Below are 18,486 nucleotides of genomic sequence, written 5' to 3' on the forward strand. Positions count from 1 at the left end.
CTTTTTAACTCATATACAAATTAAAATTTGTAATTCACCATACTTTAAAATTGTTTAGTAAATTCAACTTTTTCAATTATATAATTTTATGCATCATCAATTGTTAAATCTTATTCATTATCAAATGTTTAGAATAATTTAGTTATTATTTATCCATTTTCCTTCTGTTTCCATAGTCTTTAGATTAATAACTTCTTTGAAATCATAATTTCTAGTCCATCTACAAAATATAGAATTCTTACTAAATAAAATCTTAGAAATCAAAGAATTAGGTACTGGAACCCACCCATCTGTGGCTCTTAAATTAAATTCAACTATATCTTCTTTTCTATTTACACTAAACTCACCATTTATGTGTCCATATATGCTTTTAGGTTCTATATTAAACTTTCCTGACATAGTTTCAGTAATATTTAGTGGTGGTGCAAATTTAATTATAGTTTCATTTTCTTTACACATAATTAGTATCTCTTTTAAAGCATTTTCTTTTTCAAATCTATACGCTACATTATCCTTCTGAAAAACAAGTTTATTATCCAAATTCACTTTCTCTAATTCTGAGTAATCTGTATTGATAAATTCAATTAACTCACAATTTTCACTATACCTTGTAAAATATCTTCTTTGAAAATTCATTAGCATAGGAAATGTATCTATTTCTACATCTATATTATCTATCTTACATCTTACAATTGTATCTTTTCTTCTAATGAAATCGAAATCATATAAAAATAAAAGTGGCATAAATTCAGGATTCTTAGAGCCAAATCCAACAGGTGCTAATAAATTCATTGGTTTAGTTTTGCTATTAATTTCCTCTTTTATAAAAAAGCTAATTTCACGATTTTCAATATCATTAAAAGTAAATGATAAGGTTAACTTTCCATCTTCAGTTTGAAATATTGTATTATCCAATGTAGTTTGTATATGCTTATTTAATCCATTTTCAGCAATATTAAATTTTTCATCCTTATCATATACAAGAGAATAATCATCATATACATCTAGATAATTATCATTTCTATAGGCAACTATTCTATATCCTCTACCAGAAATTTCACTATCAAAATATTGTAGTTCTAAGCACTTATAAAGTTTATCCGGATTATTTTCAAAAGGTATTAAAGCTAGTTTTTTCATTGGACAATATTTAACTTTAACAGACAAAAAACTTTTCATTTACTCAACTCCTTTGCTTTATAAATCATAGTTCTTTATATAACCACTCATATAGAAATTCCTATTTAACACTTTGATCTAAAACCTGTTGTTTATCAGTTTGTTTGAAATGCAAGAACTTGCTCATCATCTTCCAACTGATAAACAACAGGTTTAAATATTTCTGTTGATTTATTCCATAAATTAACGGCCGCTTTATTTTTTAAACTATATTTCAGTTCCCATTTACCAGGATATTGTGAAAATACTTTGTCAATTGCCTCTCGTGCAATACCTTTTTTTCTGTAAATTGGAAAGATAGAAAATTCAGTAATCACATAATCAGGTTTTTGGTGAATATATGAATGATTGTTTATCATTATAAAGCCAACAATTTTACCCTCCAATTTTATGAACAATGCTTTTCTTGTTGATTCAATAAAATAGTCATCAAAATACCTATATAGATAATTTCCTGTATCATCCAACTCATCATCATAATATTGCGTCATTTCATAAAGATACTTTTGAAAAATATTATACAACACTTCTTTTTCTGATTCTTTAACTAATTGTAATTCAATCAAATCAATCCCACCTTTATTAATTATAAATTCATCCAATTTTAGCCCATATCTATTTAACATACTCAAATATATTTTAATATTTCAAATGGTGTTTCAGCTTGTATAAAATCTTTCTTTCTTTTTGCAGGTTGAAGAGTTCCTTCTTTAAAATACCACACTGCCTGTATAGCTTTCATTCCTATCTCTGAAGCAGTTTCCAACTCAAAACTACCACCATCTCCAACATATATACATTCATCAGACGACACTGATAACTTATTCATACATCTAATAAATATCTCTTTTTCAGGCTTTTGCAAACCTTGCTCAAAAGAAAGATATGTAGCATCAAAATATGGAAAGAGTTCACTATTTCTTATTGCCTCAACTTCTTCTGAAAAACAATTGCTTATCAAACCTATACAAATTCCTTTTTTCTTTAGTTCCTTTAACATTGGGAGAATTTCTGGATGAAGATACTTGAAACATTCTTTCTTTGACATTTTCCTTTTATCCACGATCTTACTAAGTAGTTCTTTAGAATAACATTGTTTTTCTTTTAGTATGAATTCTAATGTTTCTTCTAAATTCATTTTTCCTATAGTTCTCCCATACTCTGTTGGTTTCCACAATAATTGAAATTCTTCTTCTGAAATTCCAGCATCTATAGCTATTTGCGTACCAAAATATAGTGGGCTTTGAAAAAGAGTTATTAATGTTTCATACATATCAAAAATTACTGCTTTTATCATACAAAACTTCTCCTTACACTCATAAAACTTTCTATTTATCTCTATTTTTTTTAATTAATATTTAATCAACCCAATCTACACATGGGTATCCCATATAGTAATCAATAGTATATGGTGTGCAATAATTTATATTTGCTTGTCCTATAAATCTTCTAATAATTCCACCATGTGCAATAATCATAATTTTATTAAATCCCTTTTCAAGATATTTATTTAAGATAGGAATAACTCTTTCTATAATTTCATTAATTGTTTCCCAATTTCTCTTCTCTCCATCTGGATACATACCCTTACACTTCCAAAAATCTTGATGAATCTCAAGTGATTGTTTAGAAGTCTTATATTGATATGTTTTGTCTGGACACCATTCATGTAAATCTACTTCTACTTCTATTCTTATACCTGTATTTCTAGAAATAATAGCTGCTGTTTGTAGTGCTCTTGTGTATGGAGATGAAACAATAAGCTCACAACTATATAAATCTAAATTTTTAGAAACATCTTCTGCTTGTTGTATACCTGATATAGTTAATGGAGCCAAATCCCTACCTTGTCCAACAAATCCTCTTTCATCACATGGTAAATAATTAGGTTCACCATGCCTTATAAAGACTACTTTCATATTAATTTATCCCCTTTCACACTTAAATATATTCCCATTTCTTATTATTTAAAACAAAACATCCTTAATTATATTTTTTCTACATACTCTTAGAATCACCTTTATTTTAATTTCCAAAATTACCTTTTAAATTTTTTTACTTAACTCATACATATAGAATTAGATTGCTTCATTTTTTCTTAATATAAAAGATTTAGATTGCAAGAAAATCGTATACTATTTACCATTTTTATACACTATTTTTAAAAATATTTAAAATAAAAAATATCACATATTCAAAATAAATATGTGATACTTTTATATAATATTTTATATTTTTAAGTTCATTAACAAATTTGAGTTTGTCATGGTAAGTACAAAATAAACTCTATGTAATATACTAAATTTACCACCTATCCAAAGCTGTTAGTAAAAAAATATAATGTGTTTTGTAAGGCATAAGCATAGCGGAATGTTTTTCTACCATTCTCTTAAATTTTTCAATTGAAACATACGATACCTCTTTTACTTCATTATCGTAGAAAGAGTATTCATCTAAAAGAATATCCTTTCTATAAATGAACACATCATCTATTTCATTTTCAATATATCCATCAACCTCACCATACTCTCGACAGGAAAAAAGATACTGGAGTTTATCTATTTCTAAATCAATACCAAGTTCTTCTTTTCCCTCTCGTATAGCTGCTTCTACAGATGTTTCACCGGCTTGGATATGACCTGAAAATGAAATATCCATCATATTTGGGAACATAACTTGATCATTTCGAGTTTGTAGTAGTATCTCATCCTTAGAATTAATAATCCATACACAAACACCTTTGTGAATAAATGCTTTTTTATGAGCCTCACATTTTTCCTCTGTCTTACCACATTTTTGACCTAATTCATCATAAATATCAATCATTTCCATACAATACAGTACTCCTATAAATCACTATTTATTTGTATATTTCATACAAATAGTTTTTATTTCACTTTATCTTATTATTATGAATAAATTATAACATATTTTACAAATACTATATTATTCAATTTTTAAAGAGCATTGCTCATATTTCTAGCTTTAGTAATTAGGTCACAATATAAGTACACTATGAATTAATACGATATTCTGGTTCGTTGACTTTATTTTCTATGTACAATTTCACCAGTACTTTTTAAAATACTCTTCTCTGGAATATAACCTCTTACAGAACTTAATGGGTAAACAATACTATCTTTTCCTATTATTGTCCCTGGGTTTAAAACTGAGTTACATCCTACTTCAGCTAAATCGCCTACAATTGCACCAAATTTTCTTAAACCAGTTTCAATAATATCTTTTTCATATTTTACTTTTACTAATGTTCCATCAGATTTTAAATTAGATGTTATTGCACCTGCCCCCAAATGAGATTTATATCCTAATATTGAATCGCCAACATAATTGTAATGGGGCACCTGCACTTTATTAAAGAGAATTGAATTTTTAATTTCACTTGAGTTTCCAATTACAACATCATTACCAATGATAACATTGTCTCTAATGTACGCCGAATGTCTGATTTGGCAATTGTAACCAATAATGGCTGGACCTTTTATAATAACATTTTTTTCTATAGTAGTACCTTTGCCAACCCATACAAATTCCTTTATTCTTTCAAAATCGCTTGGCAGATTTTTTGCGTATTGAAAAATGAAATCCTTAATTTCTGTAAGAGCTTCCCAAGGATACTTAACCCCTTCAAATATGGCTCTTGCATCTAATTCTTCAATGTTTAATAGTTCATTTACAGAAACTTTCATTATAATCCTCCTCTAAATAATTAAAATATAGTCACCCTCCATGTTATAACTAACGTGGTAATTTTTATGAATATTTCGATATTTAAATATATTTTTTGTATCTAATTTTAAGTTACTTAATAAATTTTAATTCAACACGGAGTTAAAAATTAAAAGTTGTACGGCTTCAAGATATTTAATATCCTGAAGCTCATAACAACATAAAAAAATAAGTCACCAATATTTCTATTATCTTGGTTATCTCTATTTTCTAAAGCTATTATTACATATCCAAAACGCTAAAAAATGTAAACTAATTTCCTCTTAATTATTTTTTTTATTTTCATATACGTAAAAATAGACTTATCTCTTTTATGATTGTTTACTTTAATAAGGTACTTACGCCCTATTTACTTGCTACCAATTTCTTTTGTTTCCATAGCAAATCCAGTACAATTCTTAAATATGCTTTGCCAACATTCTTCATAATAATTAGTCAATATTATTATAGAAACTTTTTCTTCAGGTACTTTTAATATTATATTAGTAAATCCATTATACTGCCCTGAATGAAAAGGAACCTTCACATTGTCTTTTTCTAAAATAAACCATCCAAATCCATACTTTCCTCTAGATCCATCATTTAACTTGTTTGAAGTAAAGATTTTATCAATAATATCTTTATTAAAAATACTTTCATTTTCAAAAGCTGCCATCCATAGCTTTAAATCATTAATGGTTGAATATATACCGCCATCTCCTGTAGTCAATCCACAATAATCAAAGTCACAAAATTTATCCCCTTCTTTTTTATATCCATAAGCCCTATTAGGAATAGCTTGAGTTTTCTCTGTAAATACAAAGGTATTCTTCATTCCTAAAGGTTTAAAGAAGTTATGCTCTAGAAAATCTGAAAAAGATTGACCTGATAATTTTTCTATCAATAATGCCAATAATACATAAGCAGTATTAGAGTAGCCAAACCTGCTGTTACATGGATATTCCAGTTCTTTTTCTCTAAGTATAAAATCATACACATCAGCATTAGTCATATTATCAGTGCTTTTATTATTATTTTCATAAACAGTAAAATAATCTTTTATACCTGAAGTATGATTAACTATATTAATAATTTTCACGTCATCATAATGCTGTGGTAAGTCTTTAAAATACTTATTAATATTATCATTTAAATCCAGTTTAGATTGTTCATATAATAACATTATTGCTGCAGCTGTAAAGCTCTTTGCAAGTGATGCAATATAAAAACATGTATCCTCCGTTATTTCAGTTTTATCTTCCATGCTTCTGAATCCATAAGACTTGTTATATACAGTTCTTCCGTCCTTCATTACTGCCAATGAAAACCCAGGAGCCTCACTTTTATTTTTTGTATAATTAGCTATAAATTCATCTATCATTTTCATATCATCTCTCATCCCCTTTTTATTTTTTACAATATACCCTCAACTAAATTGTATAATCTTCAATTTAGTATAAATTATTTTTAACTTGTCCTTTTCTTAACCTACTCAAAACTTCTAATACTTTATCCATTTAAATGATTATCTAACCCTTCATATATTTCAAATGACTTATTAGTTAATATCCCACACGTTTTCTTTAATTTTACTACTTCATACTCCTAATGAATTTAATGAATATTTTGATATTTCAATATATTATTTTATATCTAATTTTAAGTTACTTAATAAATTATATTTTATAAGTCAAATTCCCTAATGTACTTAATATTTTTTATAATAATATCTGACTTCCACCAATTTTTACTTATAGCCCATTGTTCAAGATAATCATTCCACTCCCATGTAACTTTCCAAGAACCATCATGATTTTGAGTCTTTAAAATAAATTCATATTCAAAGTCACATATATCCTTGTTTTCTAAATAGAAATCACTTGATTTACTATTTATGAATAATGATGGTCTACATATATAATCAGTGTTCCATATTTTAGTGTCGTATGTTATAACTTGCTTAATTTGTTTTTGTAATAATTCTTTAAATTCCTCCATATTTACTAAATTTAAAATAGAGCATTCTTTCATATAATTGTATAATTCTATAAAACAAGCACTTTCATGCATAGATTCTAAAGGGAAATTCTTTTTAAAGTAATTATAAGCTTCTTTTGATAACTCACATGCTAACTTATATATAGCAGTATCTTTTTTTGCATATTTCAATATAAAACCTATTAAACTAGCCGTAGGATTATATGTTAATTCTTGCTTTGTGCTATAAGACCACCAAGGCGCATGAGGATAATTATCATTTGTTACCACTGTATTTAACCCATTCCATCTATGTCCATCAAATTCATTATTAGATGATAAATAATTTAAAATTCCTTTTATTATTGGATGAGTTTTATCATCTAAATTAATTTCTTTAATAATCTGAGTTGCTGCCCAAGTTTGCAAAGGTGTTGAATTAGTATTCCAACAATCAGGTTCAAGTGCACTTGCAAATCCACCATCAATATTTTGGTATGTCTTTAAAACACTAATAACGTCTTCCTTACTTCCATTTTCAAATAAGTAGTTCCATCTTGCCATATCAAGTGGTCTTGAATTCTTTAATATAAATCTTTTTGCACGTGTATAATAATCCATCACTTTCCTCCTTTTAAATTAGTTTTCAAATCTCTATTTATCCTCATTTCTCATATAGCTAATTTTTAATTAACATAATTTTACTATGATTTATTAATTATAACATATTTTGTAAATAAATCATTATTCATTTTCAATTGTAAATCCATCATCAAAAACATCTATTTATACATTTCATTACCTACTTAATTTACTTTATTATTCAATCTTATATATTGTGTTAAACTTACATATCATACATCTTAACTATGTTATATTTTTTATGATTCATTCAACTATAATTTACTTTTATGTATTTTTTTAATATAAATTTTACGTTTAATAAAATATAAATTACATATACTAATGCAAGAATAACTATATAAAATAAGAAATGGAGATATTAATATGCGAAATTTAACAGAAGGTGAAGTTCTTTCATTAACTACATTGTTAAAGTTTGAGAATGATGCCCTAGCAGTTTCAGAGGCAATGCAAACACTTATAACAGATGCTGAATTGAAAAAGCAAGCAGAAGCAAGTATATTGGCAACTGAAGGTAGAATTAAGGGAATACAACAATTTATTAATGAAAATCAAATCACAACAAATTATAGGAGGTAAAATATAATGTCAGTTATTTTAAGTAATATTATTCAAAACACTACTAATATAAATGATGAAGTTATAGCTGGAACTATGCTTGCTTCTGCTAAAAGTGGTGCTGATGCCTATCTAAATGCAACAATGGTAAGCACAACACCAGAATTAAGAGCGCTTTACTCAGCTAGTCTTAATCAAGTAGTTGGTGGTCATTCAGCACTTACTGAACTAACAGTAAATAAGGGTTGGGCTAAACCATATAATCCCCCTACTCAACAATTATCAGAAATTGTAAGTAAATCTGAAACAACAGTCTAATAGATGAAATTTATTGCAAAGGGTCATTTTGACTCTTTGTTTTTTATTCTTACTTTTTTAAATTGTATTATTCAATTTTAAGATAACGTTGTTTTTAATCTAAAGTTTAAAACTTACACAACATTTTAATCATATTAAGAGATAAAAAAATACCACATATTCACTTTTAAATAATGTGGTATTAAAGTTCTATATTTGTATCATTAGATAAATAATGTTATACACCAATATATAATTAACTATAACATATCTTCATCAGATTTATATTTTAGTTTTTGTAATTGTAAAGTTTTATGCTATTTTAGCCAATCTTTTATAATAGATATTTTCTTTTCTGTTGCGTTAAGTTCAATCTGGCAGCCTATAGGCAATGTAACCATTGGATGTGTATGACAACAATCAAATTCTGCGATAAAAGGTATGCTTTTACCCTCTAAAACTTCTAATAAAACCTCATATGGTTTTCTACCAGTTTTCTTGTCATCAAATAATTCATGTTTTCCAAGTATTATTCCTGAGATTTTATCAAATATACCGTTAATTTTTAAAAGAGAAAAACTTCTTTCTATATCTGAAATATCTTTTAAGGAATCTTCGATAAATAAAATGTCTCCTTCTTTTACTTCTGGCATATACTTGCTCCCCCATATACCTTGCATTGTGTTTAGATTTCCACCTATCACCCTTCCACTTACTTTACCTTCATTAACTGTTATCCAGCTATTATCTCTTCTTTCTTTACACCTATCTTGTAATTCCCAATCTATATATTCATCTGTCCAATATGAAGGTATCTCATAAGTATATGGAAAATCTGTATCCTCTATAAGAATCTCTTTAAAATAATTGTATGTGCCATCCACAAATGGTATTAGTTCACCAAATGATGCAACTAACGCGGGTCCATAATATGTATTTATTCCCGTTTGTGCATAAATACCAAGTAAAATTGCTGTTACATCTGAATAACCTATTATAATTTTAGGGTTTCTTTTAAAGGCTTCATAATCTATATATGGAAGAAGTGAATTTGAATTCATTCCTCCAATTGTAGCCATAATACATTTTATTTTTGGGTTTCTAATTAACTCATTTAACTCTTCAGCTCGTTCTTTAATACTACCGGACCTATAAAAATCACATTTACCTGTAAGATTACCTTCTATAATATTAAAACCTTTTTCTCTTAAATAACTTTTAGCTCTCTCAAATCGCTTAGGACAAAAATACGTTATTGGTGTTGATGGTGAGAAAATTCCTATTGAATCTCCAATCTTTAACTTTTCCAATCTAATCATTATTATGTCTCCTTCTAATTATACTATTTCTCATTTATTAGATTATAATACAATTATTTTCAACCTAAAATAACTCACTGTCAAGTTTATATATATCTAGTAAAAATATTCTTTACTTAAGATTATCTTATAATTAATTGATTTAATAAATTTTATAACCAACTTTATTATTTTACATCTACATAATAGTCCGCCAAGGTTAAAACCTCAGCTACGAAGAAAATCTAATCAAAAGCCAAAATTTGTAGGCGAGGTTTCAAGCTTGCATAACGTTATTTCATATATCATTTTTTAAATGTATTCCCATATAAAAAACACCAAGACTGAAGTCTCGGCTACGGTGTATTAATTAAATATTTATTATAAATAATGATTTCAATTAATGTATTTTATAATTCTCCATTTTCAACTTTCAATTTAAAATTGTAGGCGAGGTTTCAACCTTGCATAACGTTAAATTCATATATCATTTTTTAAATGTATTTCCATAAAAAAACACCAAGACTGAAGTCTCGGCTAAGAAGACAAATAAATATGATCACCCAATCTTTGTAGGCAAAAGTTCCTTCTTCCATAGTATTTCTAATAAAATATTAGAATTAAAAAGTTTTTCAATAAATTATATTTATTTTACTTATAAATTTAGCTATTTATAAATCTAAAAATTACGACTAAAAAAATAAGTATTGTTGCACATAGACTCATTTTAGCAACTGCTCTATTCTTTTTCCAATTATGAACAGTTTGAATTAATAGTAAAACACCCCACAATGGTTCCATTACATTTATAGCATTTTTCCAAATACCTAAAATTTGCATACATGCCAACATTATAATACTTATAGAACAAATATTACTCAAAATAGATATTGCTTTTTCATTTGTTTGTTTTTGACTGCTCATATGGCTACTATCTCCCATAATACCTCCTATACATACCATTATAAATTAATTAGATAAGATTTTAATTTTATATTTGATCATGATGTAATTTTATATTTAAAGTACATAATGAATTTGTTGTTGTTTTCTTAGTATATTTTAATGTATTGTTTTATATTTTATTTATCTATTGCATTATATTTTCTTTTATCTACATATTCAAAAAAAATTTGGTAAAAGAAACCAATGCCCTGTACTATATTGATTTAAAACACGTCCTGAATCAAATAAAATCCCCTTAATTTTTTTCTTTCCTTCCCATATTTACACTCCTATACCATTTTCTCTATTTATATAATCTTAATATTATTCTCTTCTGTAATCATAGATTTCATTTTTTACATTTAATTGTATTCCATTTATTTTTATAGTTTCATCATTAATCCATGATATATCTGCTTTTTCACAATGATACTGCAAATATATATTTTTAGTTTTACCACTATTGTTGTTCTTTAACATCCCTAAAACAGCATAACCTGTTGTAGCTCCACCATCGTTTAAGTAAGCAGTCACAGTATATTTTCCGTTTGGAGAAGTTGATTCCGTAATATATTCTTGTCCATTTATTCTTTGTATATTGTAAAATGCCCAATAGACATCATATGATATTCCACCGGCAATAATTGCAATACTTAAAAATATTATTATTATACTTTTTTTCATTTTCTTCACATATATCCTCCAATTCTTTTATAAAAAATCCTACTGCCAAATTGGAATTTAACAAGAAGTGAAGAGGTAAGAGTGAAGAGTGAAAAGTTAATGAATAAATTCAGCAAAGCTGAATTTGAATATATTTTTAAAAAATCCTTTAGGATTTCCACCTTAACTCTTCACTTTTATCTCTTATTTTTTAACTCATATACAAATTACTATTTGTTGAATTATTTCACATTGTTCATATGTCACCTTTTACTCATAATGCAATTTTATATTTAATTTTAAATTACTTAATAAATTGAAATTTATCTATTATTACTTTGTTCCAAATGAAATAAACATTGGTGGAACAGTTAATGCCATTAAGTTCTCACCCATCTCTCTAACATAATCATTGATTTCTTTTTCACACCTATATTGATAATGAGCTTCTTCCTCTGTAAGCCCTCTGTTACAGAGAGATTTTACAAACTCACTCTCATCACCTATTTCATGTCCCCAGCCATCAGCATAAAAAGTTTCTAACTGTTTTTTATATTCGTCCTTATTTCCATAAGGATTGATAAACCTTACACAATCATTTAATCTCATGGAAACATTTTTCAGTCCAAGTTTTTGCATCATAGCTGGTAATTTTGTACCTATACATTTGTCACTTCCATACACTTCTTTTTCATTTTTCCACAATTTAGACAATAATCCTAAATTACATTTTCCATCAACATCCAACCCATCTATATACATTGCTGCATTACATACATTCCAATTATTATCTATACAAATAATGAGTCCTCCATCAATAGTGACATCTATCATTTTCTTAATCATTTTTTCTGGTTCAGGTAAATGCATCAAAAATGCTTGACAAATAACTATATCATATTTTCCATTAATATCCTCATTAATTAAATCGCACTTACTAAAATTAGTTTCATAATCAGCTTCCTTAAATATCTGCTTTGCTTCTTTAAGTAAAGTATCTGCATTATCAAATCCAGTATAGGTACTTCCATTAGGTAAAATTGGCATTAATATGCTTCCCAAATATCCAAGACCACAAGCAAAATCTGCCACTCTGACAGGCTTGTCTATGCGCCAAACTTTCTCTACTAAGAACTCTACATAATCAAGGTTAATCCATCTCTTTCTTGACTCTCTTAAATATTCTAAATGGGTGTTCCAATCAGTTCCAGACATTTTTATCCCTCCATTGCAAATTTTAATTTGTTTAACAATTAAATATTCCTTCATCAATTTTTCTATAATCATATAATAATATTTACATATAACAATTTTATTTGTCTGAATATTGCAATATTAAAGCCTATTATTTTATATTTAATTTTAAATTACTTGATAAATTGGATTTTATACATTTCAAATTATTTTCAAACTGGATGTAATAAAAGTCAAAACTAATCAAAAAATTTACCCTTATAAAAATTTTCATTTCCAAGTTTCTTTGCTGTCAATCTAAATATAACACAACCATCTGGACATACAATATCCTTGCTATATTTGCTATTTCCACCTATGTTTTCTAAATCTCCACCACTTCTGATAGCCTCCATGATTGGAAACATAATCATCATGACCTTTGAACAAATACCTTGTCCATTCATATTTACAGGACAACCATATGTGCATGTATATTTATCGCCTACTTCCTCTCCGTTTCGGCAATAGTTCTCTGTATGGTCACTACGAAGAAACCCCGTTACCTCAATTTCAAATTCATACTCCTCATCATACCATTTTTTCATAATTAATCTCCAATCTCCTATTTATCTTTATTTATCATACAAATAATTTTGATTAATATACTTTGTTTATTACGAATTAATTATAACATATTTTGTAAATAACTTATTCTTTAATTCCTTTTTTTAATGTATATATTATTTAAACAGTTATCACTTAAGAGCAGGTACGTATTTAAATCCGCCAAGACTAAAGTCTCAGCTACGAAGACAAATAAATATGATCACCCACCCTTTGTAGATGAGAATTTATTCTTACTTAATATCTTTTGTATATCTTACTTCTTATTTTTCATGCACACCATAATCCGCCAAGGTTAAAACCTCAGCTACAGTGTATAGATTAAATATGAAACATCATATTTTATAATTTTCAATCTTCAATTTTCAACTTTCAATTAATAAAGTAGGCGAGGTTTCAACCTTGTAAAGAATTATTTTCATATATTATTTTATGAAATGTATTCCAATATCCAAAGCCACTAAAACTGAAGTCTCAGCTAAGAGGATAATTAAATAAGATCACCCAACCTTTGTAGACGAGAATTCATTCTTGTATAACGTTGTCTTTTATATATACTATTTATTCTTTTATATCCACATAATAGTCCGCCAAGATTGAAGTCTTAGCTACAAAGGAAACATAATAGAAATAGGGGGAATTTCTTCCCCCTTAGTATGTTGATATGTTGAAAATGTTTATATTAGATTTTAGTGTGTTCCTCTTATAACTTTTATTCCTTTTTCTTCTAGCATAGAAGCAATTTCAGTGATTGTTTTGCATTCTTCACCTGCACCATTTTGAGTACAAACTCCAACATGCACTACTTCTACTCCTTCTTTTCTTAGACGTTCAATCTTTTCAATCATTCCTTCATCTTTAGATGGTTCTTTACCACATCCATTACAACGCATATATGCTGCTAATTCTATTTCTTCATCTTTATACATTTCAAAATGTTTTTGTTTTAAGTTAAAAGCTTTAAAACAAGCTGCTCCTGTGCATACTTCATTAGCTTTTAGACAATTTAACATTGCTATCTTTTTCATTTTTTATACCCCTTACAAATATATTATAGGATTCCAAATTAAAAGTAATCTTTTTATCAAATGACACTACTAATGTTATAGTTTATTCTATTATCATGCTTGGAATCAGTTGAGAATTGACAGTTATGGTTAATATTATTCATTTAATTCCTAATATTTAAAATAGAAATATATAAAAACCGCGTTTTTATATAATCTTCAATTAATTTGTTCTACAAATCATTTTTTAAATTGATTTTTAAAAAATGAGCTTTTAGTTTTATCCTTCATTGTCAATTACCCATCGTTAATTGTTAATTTTATACAACACTTTAAATTGCTCTTTATCAACTTAAATAATAGTAATTGCATTTTCCAACTTAGATTCCTATGTTTAAAATCCTATTTTACTTTTTATATAATTCTGGATAAAGTGCTTCACCAATTGCATTTAATCCATCAATTGTACGAATTCCACTAGTGTATACTTCACTTAATCTAAGTGGAAATACTTTTTTATTTTTTACTGCATTTAAACTTCCATAAACGGGATTGTCCATTATTTCAGCTAAAGCTTTGCTTCCTGCTCCTTCTCCATAGCCTTCCATGTGTACTGTAAATATCACATCTGGATTTAATGTTACAAGGTCTTCAGCACTTATTTTAGGACCTGTTTCCATAAGCTCACCGCCCATTTTTGTTACCATATCTCCAGCTAAGTTATTTTTATCGTATATACGTATATTATCTTTTCCTGAGCTAAGCACAATTACTTTTTGTTTTTCTTTACCGTCTGTAGCTTTTGTAACTTTTTCTACAGTTTTTTTCATATCATCAACTAAAGCTTTTGCTTTGTCTTCTACATCGAATATTTTTCCTACTGTCATAATATCTTCATATTCATTTTCTACTGTTCTTTTTTCACTTATGTCATTTGAGTTTAATGCCATATATGTATTTACATTATTTTCATGCCAATAATCTACATCGCCTAATGACTTATCAGAAAAAGTTGATTTCCAAGCTAAAATAAAATCTGGTTTTAACATAACTGCCTTTTCTTTAGTCATTGCAACATTCGTGTCTGTAAAATCATTAAATTCTTTATCTTTAATCTTTTTATATGCTTCCTTTAATGAAGGTGCTATATCTTCCTCTTTTACTCCAATAGTTGAAACGATTCTATCTTCAAGTCCCAATGCAAGCATTGTTTCTGCTGAATTTTGCCATGCTGTAATAACTCTTTCTGGCGCTTTTTCAAATGTTTCTTCAACTGGCTCTTTTGCATAGTTAAAAGTGCTAATCTTTAACGGATAGTTTTGAGACTTTTTATCTCCTTTTTCCGTTTCAGATGCTGATACTGTTTTTGATGTATCACTATTTTCTTGTGTTTTGTTATTACCTTGTGAGCATGCTGTAGTTAAGCACATTACACCTATTAATAATAACGCTAATGCTTTTCTCTTCATCTCTTTTCCCCTTTTTTTATATTATATCACCGCAGATATTGTTTACAAATTTATACACAATAAAAAAGTGACTGCAATAGCCGCAGACACTCTAAATTTCAATAATAAACACATTAATTTTAAGCTTATTAATTACGAACTTAATTTCATAAAATGATAATTCTAACTTTACATATTATTCTTTATTCACTCTTTTGAATGATTTCTTCATAAGTTAACTATAACAATTTTGCTTTATATTAAGTGGTTACTTTCTGCGGAAGATACCAACAATAAATACTGAGCAGGTTTCCTGACTTAAAGTTCATTGTAGAATCATGCCTTCTCACAATAATTGCAATGACTATTTTATGAATCTACCAACCTTTTACAGTGACCGGATCGTTTAGGATTTACACCTAATTCCCTATTACCTTATTAAAATAAGCACTCAATATTTCTTTATAAAGATATCATTTCAAGAAAAGTTTGTCAATTATAACAAAATGGAATATATTACACTAAAATAATATGCTTTTTTCACTTGACTTTTTTTGTTTATACTCTTTAACAATATTTATTAACATGATTATTGTTACTATAAATCCTAACCCAAGATATAAATACGCAAGCTTCGGAGTAACCTCCATAAGCATCGGAACTAATGTTGATCCAAGTATATTATATAAAAAATGCCCCAATATATTGGACCATATAGAACCCGTCCACATATAAATTACGCCCAATACTATTCCTAATAGAGATGCATATATAGCTTGTAAAATGTTTCCATGGAATATACCAAATAGTATACCTTGTATCAATAATGCCAAAACAACATTCATATTACTTTTTAATTCATTAAATATTATGCCTCTAAAAAATATTTCCTCAAATACTGGTGCTATTACTAAAATCACCAACATTGAAAAAATAGATGTTCTTGCATTAACTATGCCTTCGGATACACTTTTATAGCTCTCGAATTTATCTCCGAATATATGGACAAAAGCTAACGTAAAGAAATTCAATGCTAATATTAGAAGAATACTTTTTAAAAGCTCATTCTTGTTTAGTTTTTTAAATCTACATCTTTGCCATAAATTCTTTTCTTTTCCTCTTAGTATTAATGCAAATATTAAAAGTGTTAATATTGCACCTCCACCTGAAAGTATATATTGATTTTCCATTATAATTTCAGCAAGCTTTGCTTCTTCCATCCCCATATGCGTTACAGTATACGAAATTGAAAATATCATAGAAAATATAAATTGAGCTGCAAAATATATGAGTATAAACCCAATTATTTTTCCTACCATTGCTAATTTTTTCTTCATTAAATTTTTCCCCCTTAGATAATACTAATTATTTTACCTTTATTACCATTTATTTTTTAATTTTATATATTTAAACTTAAAATTAATTTCCAATTGTAAATTTTCTTTAAATTCTCACTTTTCATTTGTTGTTTTCTCAGTTTTTTACCTATATAAAGATTGGAGTACTTTATTTGGAGGTTTTATTATGTTTTTTAATCTAAATGTTAATACTATTTTTTATAAGAATTTAAGTGGCTTTTCTTACTCAAATTATATTCGTAAATTTTCATATGGCATAAGTTTTATTTCATACAAATTGGATTTTAATTCATTGAGTATAGAATTTAAATCCAACAACATAGTTTTTTTATCCAACAGTAAGGATTTTTTTACATGTACTATTGGATTAAACTCCTTAGCTAAATATATATTTAATATATATTTAAATAAAATAACTTCGTTATTTTATTATTTATATAAATCTAAAGATTTATATATTAATTCTATAAATAGAATTAATAATAACAAAAACATTATAGTTATTATAGTTTAGATACGGATTAAAATCATACTTACTTAAGGAATTAAATCCCTATAGCATTGCAAATTCAAATTCAAAATAATATCTTGTAATAACGTTTTGCAAGGTTGAAACCTCGCCTACAATTTTTAATTGAAAGTTGAAAATTGAAAATGTAAAATTATAAAATACACTATTTCATGGTTAATTAATTCATTGCAATTAGTGGTCTTTTATTTGGATAAATACTTAAAAATAATATCTCCCAATAACGTTTTGTAAGAATGAATTCTCGCCTACAAATGTAGTAATTACATTTAAGAATAGAAGTAAATAAAAACTATAACACCTTCGTAGCTGAGGTTTTAACCTTGGCGGTAATGTATCCTTGCTAGATTTCATTGTTTCAAATTTTAAAATATATTAATCAACAAGAGGGACGGACCTATTATAGGCTAATTACTTATTTATAGTAAACTTCCTTTTTAAATAACATATTTACATAAACAAGCAAAGTCAGTCCCAAATAGATTATAAATTAAGTTGAAGTAGTGAAATTTGGAAATTAACGTTTTGCAAGAATGAATTCTCACCTACAAATGTAGTAATTACATTTAAGAATAGAAGTAAATAAAAATATAACACCTTCGTAGCTGAGGTTTTAACCTTGGCGGTCTTTGATTTGGATATAAATACTTAAAAATAATACATTCTAATAATGTTTTACAAGAATGAATTCTCTCCTACAAATGTAGTAATTACATTTAAGAATAGAAATACATATCGACTAATTTTTATATGATGTTTAAATAATTGTATTTTTCAGCTTGGAACCCTATATAGGGTTCCAGTTCGAATTCAAAATAACAAATTTATCAATTGAAAAGCTTTTTTCTTTCATCAAGGAACAGGAATTATTTAAATTAGTATTTCTTTTAAAATTGATTTAGAAAATCTTATTATTTTGTGTTTTATTTCCAAGACCTGAACCCAAGGACGGGTTCAGCGACTGCCTAGACAGGACGTCGATTCAGCCGTTTAGTCTTGGAAATAAAATGGCAAATTTATTAGAGTTTCTTTGAAATTTTTATGAATAACGTTTTA

The 18,486-nt window shown here is 27.0% G+C and carries 18 protein-coding genes and 1 riboswitch; of the genes, 2 read left to right on the forward strand and 16 right to left on the reverse strand.

All coding sequences use genetic code 11. The annotated features are described in order from the left end of the window. Positions 1 to 138: 138 nt before the first annotated feature. The 8 genes from AC07E4_RS11485 to AC07E4_RS11520 form a co-directional block, all read right to left on the reverse strand. The gene (locus AC07E4_RS11485) at positions 139 to 1,179 is read right to left on the reverse strand and encodes a hypothetical protein (protein WP_478216468.1); all 1,041 of its coding nucleotides are present in this window, start codon (positions 1,177 to 1,179) and stop codon (positions 139 to 141) included. A 95-nt stretch (positions 1,180 to 1,274) separates the two neighbouring features. Then, entirely contained in the window at positions 1,275 to 1,745 is a 471-nt protein-coding gene (locus AC07E4_RS11490; RefSeq protein WP_051539918.1) for a GNAT family N-acetyltransferase, read from the reverse strand. Positions 1,746 to 1,807: 62 nt separating this feature from the next. Then, a complete protein-coding gene (locus tag AC07E4_RS11495) occupies positions 1,808 to 2,476 on the reverse strand; it encodes an HAD family hydrolase (RefSeq protein WP_034439027.1) in 669 nt (222 codons plus the stop codon). A 61-nt stretch (positions 2,477 to 2,537) separates the two neighbouring features. Then, on the reverse strand, positions 2,538 to 3,098 hold the full coding sequence (locus AC07E4_RS11500; RefSeq protein ID WP_051539922.1) for a histidine phosphatase family protein: 561 nt from the start codon (positions 3,096 to 3,098) through the stop codon (positions 2,538 to 2,540). 385 nt (positions 3,099 to 3,483) lie between these two features. After that, positions 3,484 to 4,011, reverse strand: coding sequence for an NUDIX hydrolase (locus AC07E4_RS11505; RefSeq protein ID WP_034439029.1), 528 nt, complete (start codon positions 4,009 to 4,011; stop codon positions 3,484 to 3,486). Positions 4,012 to 4,226: 215 nt separating this feature from the next. Beyond that, positions 4,227 to 4,886 (reverse strand): acyltransferase, encoded by a 660-nt coding sequence (locus AC07E4_RS11510; RefSeq protein ID WP_478216469.1) that lies wholly within the window; start codon positions 4,884 to 4,886, stop codon positions 4,227 to 4,229. Positions 4,887 to 5,275: 389 nt separating this feature from the next. Further along, positions 5,276 to 6,304 (reverse strand): serine hydrolase domain-containing protein, encoded by a 1,029-nt coding sequence (locus AC07E4_RS11515; protein ID WP_478216470.1) that lies wholly within the window; start codon positions 6,302 to 6,304, stop codon positions 5,276 to 5,278. A 284-nt stretch (positions 6,305 to 6,588) separates the two neighbouring features. Beyond that, positions 6,589 to 7,503, reverse strand: a complete 915-nt coding sequence (locus AC07E4_RS11520) for a hypothetical protein (RefSeq protein ID WP_478216471.1) — start codon at positions 7,501 to 7,503, stop codon at positions 6,589 to 6,591. 387 nt (positions 7,504 to 7,890) lie between these two features. Between AC07E4_RS11520 and AC07E4_RS11525 the strand changes: the two genes are divergently transcribed. Together AC07E4_RS11525 and AC07E4_RS11530 are read left to right on the forward strand one after the other, a co-directional pair. Beyond that, a complete protein-coding gene (locus tag AC07E4_RS11525; protein ID WP_430829485.1) occupies positions 7,891 to 8,106 on the forward strand; it encodes a hypothetical protein in 216 nt (71 codons plus the stop codon). A gap of 6 nt (positions 8,107 to 8,112) precedes the next feature. Continuing rightward, positions 8,113 to 8,403, forward strand: coding sequence for a spore coat protein (locus tag AC07E4_RS11530; protein ID WP_430829486.1), 291 nt, complete (start codon positions 8,113 to 8,115; stop codon positions 8,401 to 8,403). Between the two features lie 296 nt (positions 8,404 to 8,699). Here the strand turns inward: AC07E4_RS11530 and AC07E4_RS11535 are convergent, their stop codons facing one another. From AC07E4_RS11535 to AC07E4_RS11570, 8 genes are all read right to left on the reverse strand, one after another. Next, a complete protein-coding gene (locus AC07E4_RS11535) occupies positions 8,700 to 9,701 on the reverse strand; it encodes a S66 family peptidase (protein ID WP_478216472.1) in 1,002 nt (333 codons plus the stop codon). Positions 9,702 to 10,343: 642 nt separating this feature from the next. Continuing rightward, positions 10,344 to 10,622 (reverse strand): hypothetical protein, encoded by a 279-nt coding sequence (locus tag AC07E4_RS11540; RefSeq protein ID WP_242838380.1) that lies wholly within the window; start codon positions 10,620 to 10,622, stop codon positions 10,344 to 10,346. 327 nt (positions 10,623 to 10,949) lie between these two features. Continuing rightward, entirely contained in the window at positions 10,950 to 11,309 is a 360-nt protein-coding gene (locus AC07E4_RS11545; protein WP_478216482.1) for a DUF5412 family protein, read from the reverse strand. Between the two features lie 312 nt (positions 11,310 to 11,621). Further along, positions 11,622 to 12,503 (reverse strand): class I SAM-dependent methyltransferase, encoded by an 882-nt coding sequence (locus AC07E4_RS11550; RefSeq protein ID WP_478216473.1) that lies wholly within the window; start codon positions 12,501 to 12,503, stop codon positions 11,622 to 11,624. Positions 12,504 to 12,721: 218 nt separating this feature from the next. Further along, the gene (locus AC07E4_RS11555; protein WP_478216474.1) at positions 12,722 to 13,069 is read right to left on the reverse strand and encodes a TIGR04076 family protein; all 348 of its coding nucleotides are present in this window, start codon (positions 13,067 to 13,069) and stop codon (positions 12,722 to 12,724) included. A 708-nt stretch (positions 13,070 to 13,777) separates the two neighbouring features. Next, entirely contained in the window at positions 13,778 to 14,116 is a 339-nt protein-coding gene (locus AC07E4_RS11560) for a CGGC domain-containing protein (protein WP_478216475.1), read from the reverse strand. 386 nt (positions 14,117 to 14,502) lie between these two features. After that, positions 14,503 to 15,564, reverse strand: a complete 1,062-nt coding sequence (locus tag AC07E4_RS11565) for an ABC transporter substrate-binding protein (RefSeq protein WP_478216476.1) — start codon at positions 15,562 to 15,564, stop codon at positions 14,503 to 14,505. Positions 15,565 to 15,829: 265 nt separating this feature from the next. Beyond that, positions 15,830 to 16,013, reverse strand: a riboswitch (cobalamin riboswitch). Between the two features lie 51 nt (positions 16,014 to 16,064). Further along, positions 16,065 to 16,880 (reverse strand): lysostaphin resistance A-like protein, encoded by an 816-nt coding sequence (locus AC07E4_RS11570; RefSeq protein ID WP_478216477.1) that lies wholly within the window; start codon positions 16,878 to 16,880, stop codon positions 16,065 to 16,067. Positions 16,881 to 18,486: the final 1,606 nt, after the last annotated feature.

The sequence above is a fragment of the Clostridium amazonense genome (assembly GCF_056431285.1).